Here is a 17,106-nt window from a genome sequence, read left to right on the forward strand (position 1 = left end):
GTAGTTTTGCCCCTCAACCCCACTACAGATGATAAACCGCGTAACGCTGGTCGGCCGACTCGGCGCCGACCCCGAAATCCGTACCCTGGCCAACGGCACCATGGTAGCCCGCCTGCGGATGGCCACGACCGAGAACTACCGCGACCGCGCCGGACAGTGGCAGGAGGAGACGCAGTGGCACGACGTGGTGGTGTGGCGGCACCTGGCCGAGCGCGCGCAGAAGTACTGCCGCAAGGGCTCGCTGGTGTACCTGGAAGGCAAACTCACGCACCGGAAGTGGGAGGATAAGGACGGCAACTCCCGCAAAAGCACGGAAGTAGTGGGTGCCATGTTCCGCCTGCTGGACGGAAAGCGCGAGCAGGATACGGGCCAGGACGGCTCGGTGGACACCCCTCCGATGGCGGCCGAGGAAGATCTGCCCTTCTAGTGCGGTCGGGGAACTATCTTTGTCCTCCACCAATCCATTTCGTTGGACCCCTCCGATCCTTTTTTATCCTGCTGGCCCGTGCTACTATTGATGAGCAATGGGGTAGAGCTGGCGTTGGGCTTTCTGGGCATCGCGGTGTTGCTGCTACTGTCCGGCCTGGTATCGGGCTCCGAGGTGGCCTTCTTCTCGCTGACGGCCAACGACTACGAGGAGCTGGAGCAGTCCAATAACCCCTCGCGGGAGATGCTCTACGAGCTGCGCGACAAGCCGCGCATGGTACTGGCTACGATCCTGATCGCCAATAATTTCATCAACATCGCCATCGTACTGGTGTCGGAGATCATCCTCAGCAAGATCTTTCCGACCAGCCTCTTCGTCGCCTGGGCGCTGCGCATCCAGGAGAGTCTGGCCTTCATGAACCGGTTCGCGGTGGATAGCCTGGGGGAAGCCATCGGCTTTGCCATCACGGTGATCGGCGTGACCTTTCTGCTGGTGCTCTTCGGGGAGGTGGCGCCGAAGGTATACGCGAGCTACAATAAAGTGCAACTAGCTACCCAGATGGCCCGTCCCGTAGGATTGATGCTGCGGGCCTTTTACCCCATTTCGTCCAGCCTGGTGCAGGGCGCGGGCTTCATCGAGCGGATGCTGGAGAACCATACGATGGACGCCGCGGCCGCCAGCCAGGAAGACATTGACGAAGCTATCGACCTGACCGTCAACTCCGACGAGGGCGGAGAGGAAACGCAGCGGCAGGACGTAGACATCCTCAAGCGGATCGTGAAGTTCAACAACGTGACCGTGCGGCAGATCATGCGCTCGCGCGGCGACGTGATCGCAGTAGACAATAAGCTGAGCTACGCCGAGGTGGTCTCCGTGATCCGCGAGTCGAGCTACAGCCGCATTCCGGTCTTCGAGGAAGACTTCGACAAGGTGATCGGCCTGCTGTACGTCAAGGACCTGCTGGGCCACCGCCACGAGCCGGCCGACTTCAACTGGACGGGACTGGTGCGCGAAGACATCCTGTTCGTACCGGAAAACAAGAAAATCAGCGACCTGCTCAAGGAGTTTCAGACCGAGAAGACCCACATGGCTATCGTAGTCGACGAGTACGGGGGCACCGAGGGCATCGTCACCCTGGAGGACGTGCTGGAGGAAGTGATCGGAGACATTCAGGATGAGTTCGATGAGGACGACGAGATCATCTTCCAGCGTATCGACGAGCTGAACTTCGTCTTTGACGGCAAGACGCTCCTCAACGACGTCTACCGGGTGCTGCGCATGGCGACCTCTACCTTCGAGCCCGTGAAGGGGGAGGCGGAGTCGCTGGCGGGTCTGCTGCTGGAGATCCTCGGTCGCCTGCCCGAAGTGGGCGAAGAGATCGTCTACGAGGGCTACCGCTTCCAGGCCATGTCGGTCAACAAGCGGCGCATTCAGGAGGTCCTCATCACGCTGCCCGAGCCGCCGGAATCCGACGACGACCCATCCACCTAAACCCCACGTAGCCGATGTACGGTCAGGAACAACAACGCCAGTACTATACCCGCTCCAAAGCGTACCTCGCCGGGGCCGCCACCTCCCTGCCCCCCGAAGAGCAGCTGCCGGAACTGCGCACCCTGCTACGCTACCACGAGTGGCGCTACTACGTGCAGAACGACCCGGTACTGAGCGACTACGACTACGACCAGCTCTACAAACAACTCGAAGCCCTGGAGGCCACGCACCCCGCCCTGATCACGCCCGACAGCCCCAGTCAGCGGGTGGGCAGCGACCTGACCGGCGACTTCGAGAGTGTGCCCCATCTCGTGCCCATGCTGAGTCTGGGCAACAGCTACAATGCCGAAGACCTGGCGGAATTTAACCGACAGGTCAAGCGGATGCTCAATATGGAGGAAGACGCGGCCCTGGCCTATGCGGTAGAGCCCAAGTTCGACGGGGGATCGATCGCGCTGGTCTACGAGAATGACCAACTGGTGCGCGCCGCCACCCGGGGCAATGGCGTGCTGGGGGAGGAGATCACCCACAATGCACGCGTCATCCGGTCGGTTCCCCTCTCGGCGGCCTTCAGCCGCTACGGCCTGCACCGGGTGGAGTTGCGTGGGGAGGTTATCATTCGCAAGGACCGCTTCGAGGAGATGAACGCGCAGCGTGCCGCTGCCGGCCTTACCCTCTACGCCAATCCGCGCAATACGGCGACCGGGGGGCTGCGCATGAAGTCGCCCACCGAGGTAGCCGACCGCAACCTGGAGGCCTTCATCTACAGCTTCGGCTACGGTACAGATGCGGAGGGCAACGACGCGGTACAGGCCCTGGGCACCCACACCCACGCGTTGGACGTGCTCACCGAGCTCGGTTTCAAGGTCCCCGCCACCGGCTACGAGCGTACGGAGGCTGCGGATATCGCTACCGCCGCTGCCTTCTGCGCCAAGTGGGAGACGGAACGCGAGGCCTACCCCTACGAGATCGACGGCATGGTCGTCAAGGTCGATGACCTGGCGCTGCAGGAGCGGGCCGGCTACACCAGCCACCACCCGCGCTGGGCCATCGCCTTTAAGTTCGCCGCCCGTCAGGCTACCACCACCCTGCTGAACGTAGAGTACCAGGTAGGCAAGATCGGCACCATCACCCCGGTGGCCAAGACCGAGCCCGTCGCCCTGGCCGGCGTCATGATCAGCAGCGTGAGCCTGCACAACGAAGACTTCATCCGCGAAAAGGACCTGCGCTTAGGTGATAAGGTGCTGCTGGAGCGGGCCGGCGACGTGATTCCCTACATCGTCAAGCCACTGATCGACCTGCGGGACGGCAGCGAGCAAGCCATCGTCTGGCCCATCACCTGCCCCGTCAATCAGACCGGCGAGCCCGTACCCCTGGTGCGGCAGGAGGGCGAGGCGGCCTGGCGCTGCCCCGTCTGCGTCTGCGGCGCGCAGAACCTGCAACGCATCACCTTCCATGTGTCCAAAGCGGCCATGGATATCGACGGCATGGGGCAGCGCTACGTCGAGCAGTTCTACGCCCTGGGCTGGCTGCACACCGTCGTGGATGTGTACCGCCTCCCCTACGACAAGATCGCCCTGCTGGAAGGCTTCGGGGAGCGCTCGGCGGAAAATCTGCGCCGGAGCATCGATGCCGCCAAGCAGAACCCCCTCTGGCGCCTGCTGTACGGCCTGAGCATCCACCACTTTGGCAAGAAGGCCAGTCAGCTCGTCGCCCAGCACATCGGGCACGTGCTCGACCTGGCCGACTGGACCGAGGAGCAGTTCCTGAATATCAAGGACATCGGCCCCACCGTCGCCACCAACGTCACTGCCTACTTCGCCAACCCCCTTCACCTGGACCAGCTGAGGGAGCTGGAGGCACTCGGTGTCAACGTGCGGCCCACGGACGAAGACCGCCCCGCCGCGGAGGTCACCGAGGGCCCCTTCGTGGGCAAGACCATCCTCTTTACCGGTAGCCTGCAGCAGCTCAGTCGTAAGGAGGCACAGGAGCGGGCCAAGGCGGCGGGTGCGCGGATCGTATCGGCCGTGAGTGGAAAGCTCGATATCCTGGTGGTCGGCGAGAAGCCGGGCTCGAAGCTCAAGAAAGCTACGGCCCTGGGCACGGTGCAGGTGCTGACGGAGGCGGAGTATCTGGCGCTGGTCTAGTCGTCTGACGCAACCTCCCGGTTGCGAAGTCCGCGGCTACCTCCGGTAGCGAGGTTAAAGATGTATTCCCAGCGCAACCGGAGGTTGCATCGAACCCCGCAGCCGGGAGGCTGCGTTTAATAACAAAAACGCCATGGCAAAGACCTCCTTCCAGGACCTCATCAACGGAGATACCCCCGTGCTTATCGACTTCTTCGCCACCTGGTGCGGCCCCTGCCACGCCTACTCCCCCATCCTGCAGCAGCTCAAGGAAGATATGGGCGACGCCATGCGGCTGATCAAGATCGACGTAGACCGCAATCCCGAGATCACCGAGAAGCTCGGCGTACAGTCCATGCCCACCACGATGATCTTTAAGCAGGGGGAGCTGAAGTTTCGTGCCGCCGGCGTGCAGAGCCCCCAGACCCTCAAGGACGAGCTCGCCAAACTGGCTTAACTATTGCGTGGTAGTACGATCACCGCAGAGGTCGCAGAGCGACGCAGAGGCTGCTCTGCGTTCCTCCGTGTACGCTGCGGTGAATAAACCCCTACGCCACGGTTAGTACCGGGCGGATTACCTTGCGGCACTTACCGCATGAACGCTTCCCTTTCCCCCTACGCCATTCTCGGCATCGTAGCCGTCTACTTCGCGGTGCTCGTACTGGTCGCCTACCTCACCAGCCGGCGCGAAAGCGAGAACGTCGATTTCTTCCTGGCCGGCCGCAAGTCGCCCTGGCCCCTCGTGGCCGTGGGTATGGTGGGTTCTACACTGTCCGGCGTCACCTTCATCAGCGTACCCGGCGCGGTAGGCGCCGGTGGCGTCAACCAGGCCTTCAGCTACATGCAGGTGGTGATGGGCAATATGCTGGGCTACCTGGTCATCGCCCTGGTGCTGCTGCCGCTCTACTACCGCATGCAGCTCACCAGCATCTACGAGTACCTGCACGAGCGGATCGGCTGGTACGGCTACAAGATCGGGGCCTTCTACTTCCTACTCTCGCGCACCATCGGCTCGGCCTTCCGGCTGTTTCTGGTCGCGATCGTGCTGCAGCACTTCGTAGCCGACCCCATCGGTATCCCCTTCTCGATTACCGTGGCCACGACCATCGTGCTCATCTGGGTCTACACCTTCAAGGGGGGCATCAAGACCATCATCGTCACCGATACGCTACAGACGGTCTGTATGCTGCTGGCTGCCGGCTTCACCGTCTACTACATCGGTCAGGCGCTGAATACCGACCTGGGCGGCATGACCCGCCTGATCCGCCAGAGCGATTACAGTCAGTGGTTCTACTTCGACGGCGGCTGGAGCGACCCTAATAACTTCTTCAAGCAGTTTCTGGCCGGTGCGCTGATCACCATCGTCATGACCGGTCTGGACCAGGACCTCATGCAGAAGAACCTCAGCATGCCCAGCTACCGCGATGCCCAGAAGAACATGCTGGCCTTCAGTGTAGTACTCTTCTTCGCCAACATCCTCTTCCTGAGTCTGGGCGCACTGCTGTACATCTACTCCGCCACGGTGGGCCTGCCCGCTACCGCCTCCTCCGATCTGCTGTATCCCACTATTGCCCTGACGCACCTGCCGCCCGTGGCCGGCATTCTCTTCGTACTGGGCATCGTGGCGGCGGCCTATTCCAGTGCGGATAGTGCACTCACGGCCCTTACGACCTCCTTCTGCGTCGACTTCCTGGGCATGCAGGATAAGGCCACCAAACCGGAATCCGGAGAAGGGGGCGGGGACGCAGGTGCGATGTCTGACAAACGGCAACGGCTGCTGGTGCACAGTGGATTTTCCATGCTGTTGTTTGCCGTCATCATGGCCTTTCGGGTCATCAACGACCAGGCGGTGATCAACGGGCTCTTCACGGCTGCGGGCTATACCTACGGTCCGCTACTGGGGCTATTCGCCTTCGGGTTACTGACCAACTTTCGGGTCCGGGAGACGATCATCATCGGGGGCACCCGCGTCCCCGCCCTGTTGTTGGTGTGTATCCTGGCACCCATCGTGTCTATCCTGGTGGATCGCAACTCGGCGGTGCTGCTGGGAGGCTTCCAGTTTGGTTTTCTGATCCTGGCCTTCAACGGGCTGCTGACCTTCCTGGGGCTGATCGCGCTGAGTGTAGCGCGCAGCGAGGAAGTGCTGTAGCGAATATTCGCTTAGCGACCGTTAAACTCACGTATTGTGGCTTGGTGGCTGGCGGTGGCCCGCCGTACATTCGCCGTTTATTAAGCCTGATATACCCCCTATTGTCTATGTCCCACCTTCGCGCCGCCATCACGGGTGTACAGGGTTACGTGCCCGATTACGTCCTGACCAATGCCGAGCTGGCCACCATAGTCGACACCAATGACGAGTGGATCACCAGCCGCACCGGCATTAAGGAACGCCGCATTCTGAAGGGGGACAATATGGGCACCTCCGTCATGGTCGCCGAGGCCCTGCGCGGCCTGCTCAAGAAAACGAACACGAAGGCGGACGACGTGGAGCTCGTCATCTGTGCCACCGTGACCGGCGACAGTATCTTCCCGGACACGGCCAACGTGGCGGCCTATAAGGCGGGGATCCACAATGCCTTCGGCTTCGACGTGAGTGCGGCCTGTAGCGGCTTTCTGTACGCCCTTACGGTGGGTGCTAAGTTCATCGAAGCCGGACAGCACAAGAAGGTGATCGTGGTGGGGGCGGACAAGATGTCGTCGATCATCGACTATACGGACCGTACCACTTGTGTGATCTTCGGCGACGGCTGCGGGGCGGTAATGCTGGAGCCTACCACCGACGGGACCGGCTTCATGGACTACCGCCACCACGGCGACGGCAGCGGGGAGGAGTACCTCTACCTGGTGGCCGGCGGCTCGCGCAAGCCCGCTACGGTAGACACCATCATGGCCCGTGAGCACTTCGTACGTCAGAACGGGCAGCCGGTATTCAAGGCGGCGGTACGGGGGATGTCGGACGTCGTAGGGGAGGTGATGAAGCGCAATGACCTGACCGTAGACACCGTAGACTGGCTCGTGCCCCACCAGGCCAACATCCGCATTATCCAGACAGTGAGCAAGCTGACGGACTTTCCGCTGGATAAGGTGATGATCAACATCCACAAGTACGGCAACACTACGGCGGGCACCCTTCCGCTCTGTCTGTGGGACTACGAGTCCCAGCTGCGGCGGGGTGACAACCTGATCCTGACGGCTTTCGGCGGTGGATTCACCTGGGGAGCCCTGTACCTGAAGTGGGCCTACGACGGCGACGAAAGCTGATCTTTCGCCCCTGTCCCGCCAGGTATAAACCAGGTATGGATGGCCGCCGTCATTTCGTCCCGCACATGGCTACGGCTTTATGTGTTTGCCTCAGTATATGAGTAGGGAGGAATTAAAGCGTAGTGGGCTACTGGATCAATACGTGCTCGGGTTGCTGGACCCGGAGCGTGTGGCCGAGGTAGAGCGCCTGATGGAGGAGGACCCCTTCCTCGAACAGGAGGTTGCCCGGCTACGCCAGGAACTCAACTCGTACGCCGATGCCCGCAACATTGCCGCACCGCTGGACGGCCGCGCTCCCCGCACCGCCGAGGACTTTCTGGACCTGGACCACGAGATGATCACGGCCATGATGGAGCGCAATCACTCCCTCAACCTCTGGCGCTACGCACTGATCGCGATTTGCCTGCTGCTGATCGGCCTGAGTGGGTACCTCTTCCGCCTCAAGGAGAACATTCGGGGGGAACTGGTGACGGAACGGGCCATACATGCCCAGGACGAAGCCAGTCACCTGCTGGAGTTGCGTCGCAATCGTGAGGCTATACAGATGACGGTAGGCAGCTGGGACGATATGCAGTTGTTCGAGCAGCCGGTGGATACCGGGATACTGCACGTGCACCTGCTGGCCGGGGCCGGGGTGGCACTGGTGGATCTTTCGGATGTACCCGCCCTGGGGGAGGGGGAATCCTACTACATTTTCGGTGGTCCGGCGGGGCAATCGACGCCGGAGATCGTCTCGGCGCGGCAGCAGGGGGGGCTCTCGGTCATTCGGCTGGAGGGCAAGATGCCGGTGTTGCGGGTATACCGCTGGATGACCGGTCGGGAGGCTGCGCCCAGTAGTGGAGAGCAGCCCCTGGTGAGCGTAGAACTACCGTTGAGGGACTAAGACGAGAAAAACGGCGTTATGGTTTGGAAAGCTATCGGTATTGGCGTTTATTGCGCCTCAGCCTACGGCCTACACTCGTACTTACTGTATACCACTTCTTTACGTACGGAATATCACTCCTTTTAACGTCATTCTTAACACCCTCCTTCTCATGACGCTTCTTTACGTACTTATGGCTGCCTGCGCACTGGGCGGCGGCCTCAGTCTTACTTCTGCCTTACTGGACGGTTCGCGCTACCTATAGTCCCGCACCGCCATACAACAACAACTGACGGTCACCCGCTGCTGCGGGGGGCCGTTTTATTTGGGGCCCGTATCTTTAACACACCGTATAACCCCGCCCCGTGCAGCCCCTTATTCCCCCCTTTATTCAACAGAAGTTCCTGGCGGGCGATCTCCACGGGCAGGTAGAGGCCTTCACCCTAAACGTTGACCTGAGCGGATTCACCCCCCTGACCGAGACCCTCATGCAGCAGGGCCTGACGGGGGCCGAGCAGCTTTCGGTGATCCTCAACGACATCTTCCAACCCCTCGTAGCCCTGGTATATGCCTCGGGGGGCTTCATCCCTTACTTTGCCGGCGACGCCTTTACGGCCGTATTTCCCCTCACCCTCGACCGCACCCACGCCATGCACCTGCTGAACGTGGCCGAGCGCGCGCGGCAGCTGTTCCGCGAACGGGGCAATCAGTTCGGCGAGCAGTTCACGATCGGCATCAAGGCCGGCATCGGGGCGGGGAAGGTGAGCTACGGCATCGTGGGGCAGGACCTCCGAGCGTTCTACTTCCGGGGGGAGGCCATCGACGCGGCCTCTAAGTGCCAGAGCCTGGCGGGCGAGCAGGAGATCGTCGTCGACCAGTTCATCTACAACCTAACCGAGGGCGGGCTGGTCTATACCGAAGAGCTCAACGCCAGTGCGTACCGGATCCTGGGAGACATCACCAGCGGCAGCGACCGCACGGTACACCCCCTGGAGCTGCCGGCTATATCTACCGAAGCGGCCACTGAATTTCTACCCCCGGAGGTGGTGCGGTACGATCAGACGGGCGAATTCCGGACGGTAGTATCCTGCTTCCTTTCCTTCGAGGGGGTGCAGTCGCACGACGAACTGGACCGCTTCGCGACCGTCGTGCTGAATCAGGTGCACGACTTCGGTGGCTACTTCAAGGAGGTCGACTACGGAGATAAGGGCGCCCTGATGGTGATCTTCTTCGGCGCGCCGGTATCGTACGAGAACAACATTGCCCGGGCGGTAGAATTCGCGCTCGTCGTACAGCAGGAACTCGAGACCCTCGGCGCGGCGGCTAAGCGCCCCTTCAGCTACCGGATGGGTATGACGGTGGGTACGGCCTTCACGGGCATCGTAGGGGGCAAAGAGCGCGCCCAGTACGCCTGCGTAGGCAACCGGGTCAACCTGGCCGCCCGACTGATGGCCGAGGCCGAATGGCGGGTCGTATTGGTCGATCAGGAGATCGCGGGCAACCCCCAGTTTCGCTTCCTTCCGAAGGGCAACATCCGCTACAAGGGAATACAGGAACCCGAGCCGACCTACGCACTGCAGGGGCGTAAACAATCACTGGGCAAGCCGACCTACGGCGGGCAACCCATCGGACGGGATCAGGAGGTCAGTGACTTACTGGACTTCGCCGCCCCCATCTTCCGGCACGAAACCGCCGGGATCGCCTACGTACTGGGGGAAGCCGGTATCGGCAAGAGCCGCCTGACCTACGAGTTCCGCCATCAGTTGAAGGAACGGGGAGCGGTCAACTGGTTGCTGGGTAGCTGCGACCAGATCCTGCGTAAGCCCTTCAACCCCTTCATCTACCTGCTGCGACGCGTCTTCCGCCAGAGCATGGACCTGAAGAGCGAGCAGAACAGCCACCGCTTCCAGTTTCGCATCAATCGGCTACAACTCAGCCTGCGACAGCAAAAGGGCGAGGCGGCTACGGAGCTCGCTGCCGAGCTGGCGCGCACCGAGTCAGTACTCGCCGCGCAGTTAGGGATCGTAAAACCCGATTCGCTGTGGACGCGCCTGGACGCACAGGGCAGGTATCAGAACACGATCGATGCCATCGTCAACCTCATCATCGCCGAGGCTACCCTACAGCCTACCGTCCTGGAACTGGAGGACGTACACTGGATCGATGAAGACAGCCGGACCGTGATCCGGGAGCTGGTGCGCCGTATGGGGGAATTGCCGCTGCTCATCCTGGCCACCGCACGACCGGACGACGATGGTGACTATCCCCACCTCATCCGGGACACGCTACAGGAAAAACTGGCCGTAGCTACGCTCGATGTTCACATCGGGGCCCTTAGTCCGGAAGCAGTCCGGAAATTTGCCGCTGCCGCCCTGGGCGGTCCGGTAGCCGAGAGCACCTTTGAAACCCTCCTCAAGGCCACGAACAGCAACCCCTTCTACCTGGAGCAGATCCTGGAATACTTCCGGGAGAACGAGCTGCTGGACAAGCAGGAAGACGGACTCCTGCACCTGAGCGACGAGAGCATCAAGCTATCGACCAGTATCAACTCCATCCTGACCGCCCGGATCGACCGGCTCTCGGATATGGTGCGCGAGACCGTGAAGGCCGCTGCGGTGATCGGTCGCGAGTTCGATATCCCCATCCTCACCGAGGTCATGCGTACCGATACCGACTTCGAGGGGACGGACGACGTGATGAAGCTGCTGGAGCAGCAGATTGAAGTAGCCGAACGCGGACAGATCTGGAGTGCCGTGAACGAGCTACGGTACATTTTCCGGCACAGTCTGCTGCGGGAGGCCGTCTACGGTATGCAGCTGACCACCCGCCTGCAGCAGCTGCACCGGCAGATCGCACAGGCCATCGAAAAACTGTACGCCGAAAACATCGAAGAGCGCTACGTCGATCTGGCCTTCCACTACGAGCAGAGCGGGGAGACGGAAAAGACCCTCGAGTACCTGAGCAAAGCGGCCAGCTACGCCCGGGCCAACTACCAGAACCAGCAGGCCCTCGAGCTGTACCGCCGCCTGATCGCCAAGATGGGTCAGCAGCCGCAGGAAGACACCACCGTACAGATCCACCTCCAGCAGGGCAGCGTCTACGAGATCGTCGGCCGCTGGGAGGAGGCCGAGCTGGCCTACGAAGAAGCCCAGCGGATCGCTAAGTCGAGCCGTGACGTGGTGCTATTGGGCCGGACGAACAATGCACTGGGCCAACTGCATACACTGAAGGGGGATTACGAACTAGCTATGGACTACCTCAAGGTGGCTGCCGGACTATTCGAATCCGTCGACGATATGTTCGGCATCGCGAAGGCCTATAGCAATATGGGTAATCTGTTCTTCCGGACTAATCACTACGATCGGGCACTCACCTACTACACCCGCTCCCTGGAGAGTGGACTGAGCCAGGCCGGCACCACCACTTCGGCCAGCACGATCTCTCACCTCGGTCTCACCTACATGAACCTGGGTCGGTACCAGGAAGCCATTTCCGTCATCCAGGAGCAGATCCCCCGGCATGAGGCAAATAACGACAATATGGGGCTGGCCACCCTCCACACGAATCTCGGCATCGTCTACTTTGAAAGCGGCGACTACGATGAGTCACTCGAAGAGCACCGCATCGGACTCAAAATGGCGCGCGAACTAGGCGATCGCCGCCTGCAGGCCATCGGACTGGGTAGCCTGGGCAACATCTACGAGCGGCAGGGCAACTACGAAACCGCCCTGGACCTCTTCACCCAGGACCTCAAGATGTGCTACGAGTTGGGTGACCGCCAGGGCATCGCGGTCACCGAGGGCTTACTGGGCGACCTCTACAGCGTCATGGGCAAATTCACCAAGGCGATCGGCCACCTGGACCGCTGCCTGTCGATCAGTAGTGAACTGGGCTACCGCAAGGGCGTGGCTAAGGCCGTTAACACCCTGGGTGATATCTACTACCTGCAGGGCGAGTACGATCGGTCCATTCAGTATTACGATCAGGCCATCGGTATCGCCCGTACCACCAATAACCGACTGGTACTGGGTGCCAGCCTCTACGAAAAGGGGCAGGTACTACTCGCTGACGGACAGCTGGATGCAGTAAAATCGGTAGAGCAGGAAGCGCTACAATTAGCCGAGGACCTTGGTAATCCGGATGTGCTCTTCGGTGCGCGACTCCTGCACGCCCGCTGTCTGGTCGCCTACGATGCAGCGAATTACCCCCGTGCGCAGCGGGTGATCCAGAAACTCCTGAAGGTCAAGACCATTACCCGCGAGCAGGAGGCCGAGGCCCATCTGACCTGCTACCAGCTCAGTGGCGAGGCCGATCAGGAAGCCCGGGAACGCGCCCTGGCCCTCTACGAAACCCTGTACGCGGAGACGCCGAAGTTCATCTACAACCACTACCTGAGTATGCTGCGGCCGACCGAGGTCTAGTTACCGCCGCCGCCCAGGATAAGGGGCAGACCGCCGCCCTCGGAGTTACCTACTACTACGACCTTACTGTTGGGCGATTTTGCCAGTTCCAGTGTGGCTTCGATGCCCTTATCGCGCAGGATATTCTCCGACAGGCTGGCCGCAAGGATGCGGTTAGCGTCTGCCTTCGCCTGTGCTTCGATGAGGCGACGCTCGGCCTCCTGCTTCTCGCGCGTGAGGATGTACTCGTACTGGAGGGAGGATTGCTCGGCCTTCAGTTTATCCTCGATGGCGGTACGCACTTTGTCGGGCAGCTCGATGTCGCGGATTAGGATAGCGCGCAGGTCAATGTAGTTGTTGGTCAGGGTGCGCGTCAGTTCGTCAGTGATTAGGGTCTGTACTTCGTCACGCTTGGTAGAGTACAGTTCTTCGGGGGTGAACTTGCCGATCACCTGCCGTACGCTGGAGCGTACCTCGGGGCGGATGAGTCGTTCCATATAGTCACGGCCAAAAGTCTCATGCAGCAGCGCGACCTGCCCGAAGTTGGGTCGGATCCGTGCGGTCACGTCGACCTTAATGTTCAGGCCGTTGCTGGATAGCACTTCCATTTCTTCCTCTAGTTGCGACTCCCGTACTTCGTAGACGTACATCGTGTTCCAGGGGGCTACCACGTGGAAGCCGGGGGGGTAGATGGTCTCCTTATCCAGCCCGGCGAAGCGGCGGAACAGCACGCCCCGCTCACCAGAATCAATGGTGACAAACGTGGCGCTGCTGACCATCGTAAGTACGATAAGCAGGAAGAAGGCGACGATGCCCCAGGTCATTAATTTCTTCTGATTCATGATAGTAGGTTTAGCCCATTCGGCGAAGCACTGAACGCGCCATAAGGTAACAAGCTAGGGAGGAAATAGGTCACCTTCGGTGACTTAGACCGCGGTCGGGGGTAGACCCCTTCGGGGGGTAGATGGCCTACCGCTGTGCCCGGGAGACGAAGTACATCGCCGCGGCGAAGAAGAGAATATTGGGCATCCACATGCCCAGGTACACCGGCAGGTCGGTGCCCGCGCTGATGGTGGAGGCAAAGCGGCTCAGAAAGACGAACAGGGCCCCCATGAAGATGCCGATGGCCAGCTGAATGCCCATACCGCCGCGCACCTTGCGGCCGGCTACGGACAGGCCGATCAGGGTGAGGATAAAGATCGTGAAGGGCTCGGCCGTGCGGCGGGCCAGCTCGACCTCGTACTTGCGGATATTGCCCGCACCGCGCTGCCGTTGCGTACGGATCTGCGTAAGCAGCTCCGGGGTGGTGAGGGCGGATTGTTGCTCGCGGTAGTCTACAAAGTCTTCCGGGCGCAGATTGAGTACGGTGTCGAGGGGTTCGCGGGTGCCTACGACCAGACTTTCGCTCATGCCATCGAAGGTGCGGGTCTCGTAGTTGTCGAGTTGCCAGCGGGCGGGGTCTCCGTCGATGAAGCGGGCGGTGCGCGCTTTGGTGAGACTGACGAGCCGGTTGTCCACGATCTGTTCGATCCGGAAGTTGCGGGCCGCGCTGTCCCGTTTGCTGAAGTGGGTCATGTAGACCTTAGTATCCGGCGCTACGAAAAAGTGTACGTTGGTGGTCTTGCCCTCGTCGCGGCCCCGCCCGAACCAGACGCGCTCGATCATGGCCCGGTGGGAGTTGGCCAGGGGCACGAAGTAGTGAATACCCCCCAGGTAGAGCAGGAACAGAAAGCCCGCCGAGATCAGGTAGGGCCGCATCAGTCGCCAGAAGCTCACTCCGGCATTGAGGATACTGATGATCTCGGAATTGTCGGCCATGCGGCCGGTGAAGAAGATCACGGCGATCAGCGTCAGCATGGGCCAGAGAAAACCCAGGATGAACAGCAGGAAGGTAGGAAAATACTCCAGTGCGATGACGCGTGTAGGAATGCCCGACTCGATGAACCGCTCGATCTTCTCGCTGAAGTCGATGATCATACTCACCAGCGAGAAGATCAGCACCGTAAAGAAGAAGGTGCGGAGAAACTTACCGATGATGTACCTGTCGAGAATACTTAGCATAGGTCGCCTTCGGCGGGTTAGATCGCTTCGCTCGGTAGACCGCTTCGCGCGGGTAGGAGATACTACTGGCTGAGGAGACGTTTGACGGTGGCGGCGATTTGTTTGCCGTCGGCCCGGCCGGCTGCTCTGGCGTTGGCCTGTCCCATGACCTTGCCCATGTCGCGCATGGAGGTGGCTCCGGTGTCGGCGATGACCTGCTTGATGAGGGCGTCTAGCTTTTCTTCGCTGAGGGGCTCGGGCAGGTAGCGGCTGATCACTTCGATCTCCTCGCGCTCGGGCTGGGCGAGGTCGTCGCGGCCCTGCTGCTCGTAGATCTCCAGACTTTCCTGGCGACTCTTGACCAGCTTCTGGAGTAGGGCGATCTCACCGGCTTCGTCGAGGGTGGTGCCGCTGCCGTCGGTCTGCTGTAGGAGGATGGCCTGCTTGATGGCACGAATGCTGCGCTTACCGGCCTCGTCCTTGTTGCGCATGGCGGTTTTCAGGTCGTCGGTGATTCGTTCTTGTAGGCTCAAGGGGCAGGGGGGGTTGAGGAGTGAGGGAGTACAGGGAAACGGCGTGGGGTGGGGGAATAGTTGCCCGGTGCTACTGGTGGCGGCTGCGGAGTACGTCGCGCACCTCTTCCAGGGTATAGCCCTTCGCGGCCAGGAGGACCAGGTAATGGTACATCAGGTCCGCGGCTTCGCCGAGAAAGAGGTCCTTGTCGTCGTCCTTGGCTTCAATGACGAGCTCTACGGCTTCCTCGCCTACCTTCTGGGCCACTTTATTGATGCCGCGCCGGAGCAGGGAGGTCGTGTAGCTACTCGCGCTGGGATGATCGCGGCGGTCCTGGATGGTACGCTCGAGGTGATCGAGAAATTCGCCCTCGTTCTTGGCATCCCAGCAGGTGTCGGCGCCGGTATGGCAGACGGGGCCGGTGGGGTGGGCCTGAATGAGGAGAGCATCACGATCGCAGTCGGCGTCGATGCGCACGAGCCGCAGTACGTTGCCGGAGCTTTCGCCCTTGGTCCAGAGGCGCTGCTTGCTGCGGCTATAGAACGTGACCTGCTTACTGGCGAGGGTTTGGTCAAGGGCTTCCCGGTTCACGTAGCCCTGCATGAGCACGACACGGGTACGGGCATCCTGCACGATGGCGGGGAGTAGGCCGTCGGGAGATTTGCTAAAGTCCAGGTCGGTGGTATTACTGGCAGTTATTTGCATTGCTTTATCTTGTACACTCACTCACCCCTCACAGATATGATCGGAGATACTACATTAGACAGTGGCTACGGCAGTGGCCTGACCGTCGATGGCCTGGCTGCCGCAAACCTACGCAAAGCCGGCAAGTGGGCCCGCTTTCTGGGTATTGTCACGATGGTTTCGATTGGCATCGGGGTAATTCTGTTAGTCCTATTCGGAGGCACGTTTCTAGCCCTGGCCCTCGGTAGTGGCGGTGAAGCGGTGGGCGGAGCGATGACGGGTATCCTCATCGTCTACGGAGTCATCTTCGCACTATTCTTTTACCTCACCTACCTGCTGTACAATTTCGGCGCAAAGGCGGTAGCCACCGTAGACCGTGGAGATACCGTCGCGATGGCGGAAGCCTTCGCTTCGCTGAGTCGCCTGCTCAAGATATTCGGCATCTTCACGATCATCCAACTGCTGTTCACCGCTATTGCCTTCATCGGAATAGCCGTCGGTGGGGGTCTAGCGGCTGCAGACTCATTCTAGACCGGCCGCACCGCGATCCCCTCCCCGGATAGGTAGGTCTTCAGCTCCCCGATCCCTACTTCCCCAAAGTGAAAGATGCTGGCGGCCAGCCCGGCATCGGCCTTGCCCGTGGTGAATACCTCGGCGAAGTGCTCCTTGTTCCCGGCCCCGCCGCTGGCAATGATGGGTATGCTGAGCTGATCGCTCATCCGTGCCAGGGCCGCGTTCGCAAAGCCGGCCTTGGTGCCATCGTGGTCCATACTGGTGAACAGGATCTCGCCCGCGCCGCGCTCCTGCGCCTCCCCTACCCAGTCGTAGAGCTTGTGCGCCGTCTTGATGCGGCCGCCGTTGAGGTGTACGTACCAGTCGCCGTCGACAAACTTCGCATCCACGGCCACCACCACGAACTGATTACCGAAGGCGTAGGCCAGCTCATCGATCAGCTCCGGCCGGCGCACGGCGGCGGAATTGATACTCACCTTGTCCGCCCCGGCATCCAGTAACACGTCCACGTCCGTCAACGACTTGATGCCGCCACCGATCGTGAAGGGGATATTGAGGTGGCGGGCGATGTCACGGGCCAGATCAGCCAGCGTCTTGCGGCGCTCGTGGGTGGCGGTGATGTCCAGAAAGACCAGCTCGTCGGCGCCGGCCAGACTATACTTGGCGCCCAGCTCTACGGGGTCGCCGGCATCGCGCAGGTTCACGAAATTGACGCCCTTGACGGTACGGCCGTCCTTGATATCCAGACAGGGTATGATGCGCTTTGCTAGCATGCCGCAAAACTAGGCA

The 17,106-nt window shown here is 61.0% G+C and carries 14 protein-coding genes; 9 read left to right on the forward strand and 5 right to left on the reverse strand.

The genetic code is table 11. The features are described from left to right. The first annotated feature begins 28 nt into the window (after positions 1–28). From MJQ68_RS08895 to MJQ68_RS08930, 8 genes are all read left to right on the forward strand, one after another. Positions 29–427 (forward strand): single-stranded DNA-binding protein, encoded by a 399-nt coding sequence (locus tag MJQ68_RS08895; protein WP_238750692.1) that lies wholly within the window; start codon positions 29–31, stop codon positions 425–427. A 78-nt stretch (positions 428–505) separates the two neighbouring features. Continuing rightward, positions 506–1,918 (forward strand): gliding motility-associated protein GldE, encoded by a 1,413-nt coding sequence (gene gldE, locus MJQ68_RS08900; protein ID WP_238750693.1) that lies wholly within the window; start codon positions 506–508, stop codon positions 1,916–1,918. Positions 1,919–1,932: 14 nt separating this feature from the next. After that, on the forward strand, positions 1,933–4,065 hold the full coding sequence (gene ligA / locus MJQ68_RS08905; protein WP_238750694.1) for an NAD-dependent DNA ligase LigA: 2,133 nt from the start codon (positions 1,933–1,935) through the stop codon (positions 4,063–4,065). A 133-nt stretch (positions 4,066–4,198) separates the two neighbouring features. Continuing rightward, a complete protein-coding gene (trxA, locus tag MJQ68_RS08910; RefSeq protein ID WP_238750695.1) occupies positions 4,199–4,501 on the forward strand; it encodes a thioredoxin in 303 nt (100 codons plus the stop codon). A 138-nt stretch (positions 4,502–4,639) separates the two neighbouring features. After that, a complete protein-coding gene (locus MJQ68_RS08915; protein ID WP_238750696.1) occupies positions 4,640–6,193 on the forward strand; it encodes a sodium:solute symporter in 1,554 nt (517 codons plus the stop codon). Between the two features lie 107 nt (positions 6,194–6,300). Next, entirely contained in the window at positions 6,301–7,305 is a 1,005-nt protein-coding gene (locus MJQ68_RS08920; protein ID WP_238750697.1) for a beta-ketoacyl-ACP synthase III, read from the forward strand. 97 nt (positions 7,306–7,402) lie between these two features. Further along, on the forward strand, positions 7,403–8,188 hold the full coding sequence (locus MJQ68_RS08925) for a hypothetical protein (protein WP_238750698.1): 786 nt from the start codon (positions 7,403–7,405) through the stop codon (positions 8,186–8,188). Between the two features lie 344 nt (positions 8,189–8,532). Beyond that, positions 8,533–12,588, forward strand: coding sequence for a tetratricopeptide repeat protein (locus tag MJQ68_RS08930; protein WP_238750699.1), 4,056 nt, complete (start codon positions 8,533–8,535; stop codon positions 12,586–12,588). Here MJQ68_RS08930 and MJQ68_RS08935 read toward each other — a convergent pair. The 4 genes from MJQ68_RS08935 to hisIE all read right to left on the reverse strand — a co-directional run bounded on the left by MJQ68_RS08935 (position 12,585) and on the right by hisIE (position 15,825). Then, positions 12,585–13,409 (reverse strand): prohibitin family protein, encoded by an 825-nt coding sequence (locus MJQ68_RS08935; RefSeq protein ID WP_238750700.1) that lies wholly within the window; start codon positions 13,407–13,409, stop codon positions 12,585–12,587. The two genes, MJQ68_RS08930 and MJQ68_RS08935, sit on opposite strands and share 4 nt — an antisense overlap. Positions 13,410–13,536: 127 nt before the next feature. Further along, a complete protein-coding gene (locus tag MJQ68_RS08940; protein ID WP_238750701.1) occupies positions 13,537–14,628 on the reverse strand; it encodes an LptF/LptG family permease in 1,092 nt (363 codons plus the stop codon). Positions 14,629–14,690: 62 nt separating this feature from the next. Next, positions 14,691–15,140, reverse strand: a complete 450-nt coding sequence (locus MJQ68_RS08945) for a GatB/YqeY domain-containing protein (RefSeq protein ID WP_238750702.1) — start codon at positions 15,138–15,140, stop codon at positions 14,691–14,693. Between the two features lie 70 nt (positions 15,141–15,210). Further along, a complete protein-coding gene (gene hisIE, locus MJQ68_RS08950; protein WP_238750703.1) occupies positions 15,211–15,825 on the reverse strand; it encodes a bifunctional phosphoribosyl-AMP cyclohydrolase/phosphoribosyl-ATP diphosphatase HisIE in 615 nt (204 codons plus the stop codon). Between the two features lie 36 nt (positions 15,826–15,861). Here hisIE and MJQ68_RS08955 point away from each other — a divergent pair, with 36 nt between their 5' ends. Further along, entirely contained in the window at positions 15,862–16,335 is a 474-nt protein-coding gene (locus tag MJQ68_RS08955; RefSeq protein WP_238750704.1) for a hypothetical protein, read from the forward strand. Here MJQ68_RS08955 and hisF read toward each other — a convergent pair. After that, positions 16,332–17,090, reverse strand: a complete 759-nt coding sequence (gene hisF, locus MJQ68_RS08960) for an imidazole glycerol phosphate synthase subunit HisF (protein ID WP_238750705.1) — start codon at positions 17,088–17,090, stop codon at positions 16,332–16,334. The genes MJQ68_RS08955 and hisF overlap by 4 nt on opposite strands. Between the last annotated feature and the right edge of the window lie 16 nt (positions 17,091–17,106).

This window comes from Neolewinella maritima, from assembly GCF_923081025.1.
GTDB lineage: Bacteria > Bacteroidota > Bacteroidia > Chitinophagales > Saprospiraceae > Neolewinella > Neolewinella maritima.

What these genes read in the sequence shown, in the direction of transcription:
- MJQ68_RS08915 (WP_238750696.1), top strand. Translation starts at nt 4,640, where the DNA reads ATGAACGCTTCCCTTTCCCCCTACGCCATTCTCGGCATCGTAGCCGTC.
- MJQ68_RS08955 (WP_238750704.1), top strand. Translation starts at nt 15,862, where the DNA reads ATGATCGGAGATACTACATTAGACAGTGGCTACGGCAGTGGCCTGACC.
- trxA (WP_238750695.1), top strand. Translation starts at nt 4,199, where the DNA reads ATGGCAAAGACCTCCTTCCAGGACCTCATCAACGGAGATACCCCCGTG.
- MJQ68_RS08935 (WP_238750700.1), bottom strand. Translation starts at nt 13,409, where the DNA reads ATGAATCAGAAGAAATTAATGACCTGGGGCATCGTCGCCTTCTTCCTG.
- MJQ68_RS08895 (WP_238750692.1), top strand. Translation starts at nt 29, where the DNA reads ATGATAAACCGCGTAACGCTGGTCGGCCGACTCGGCGCCGACCCCGAA.
- hisIE (WP_238750703.1), bottom strand. Translation starts at nt 15,825, where the DNA reads ATGCAAATAACTGCCAGTAATACCACCGACCTGGACTTTAGCAAATCT.
- hisF (WP_238750705.1), bottom strand. Translation starts at nt 17,090, where the DNA reads ATGCTAGCAAAGCGCATCATACCCTGTCTGGATATCAAGGACGGCCGT.
- MJQ68_RS08920 (WP_238750697.1), top strand. Translation starts at nt 6,301, where the DNA reads ATGTCCCACCTTCGCGCCGCCATCACGGGTGTACAGGGTTACGTGCCC.
- MJQ68_RS08940 (WP_238750701.1), bottom strand. Translation starts at nt 14,628, where the DNA reads ATGCTAAGTATTCTCGACAGGTACATCATCGGTAAGTTTCTCCGCACC.
- ligA (WP_238750694.1), top strand. Translation starts at nt 1,933, where the DNA reads ATGTACGGTCAGGAACAACAACGCCAGTACTATACCCGCTCCAAAGCG.
- MJQ68_RS08925 (WP_238750698.1), top strand. Translation starts at nt 7,403, where the DNA reads ATGAGTAGGGAGGAATTAAAGCGTAGTGGGCTACTGGATCAATACGTG.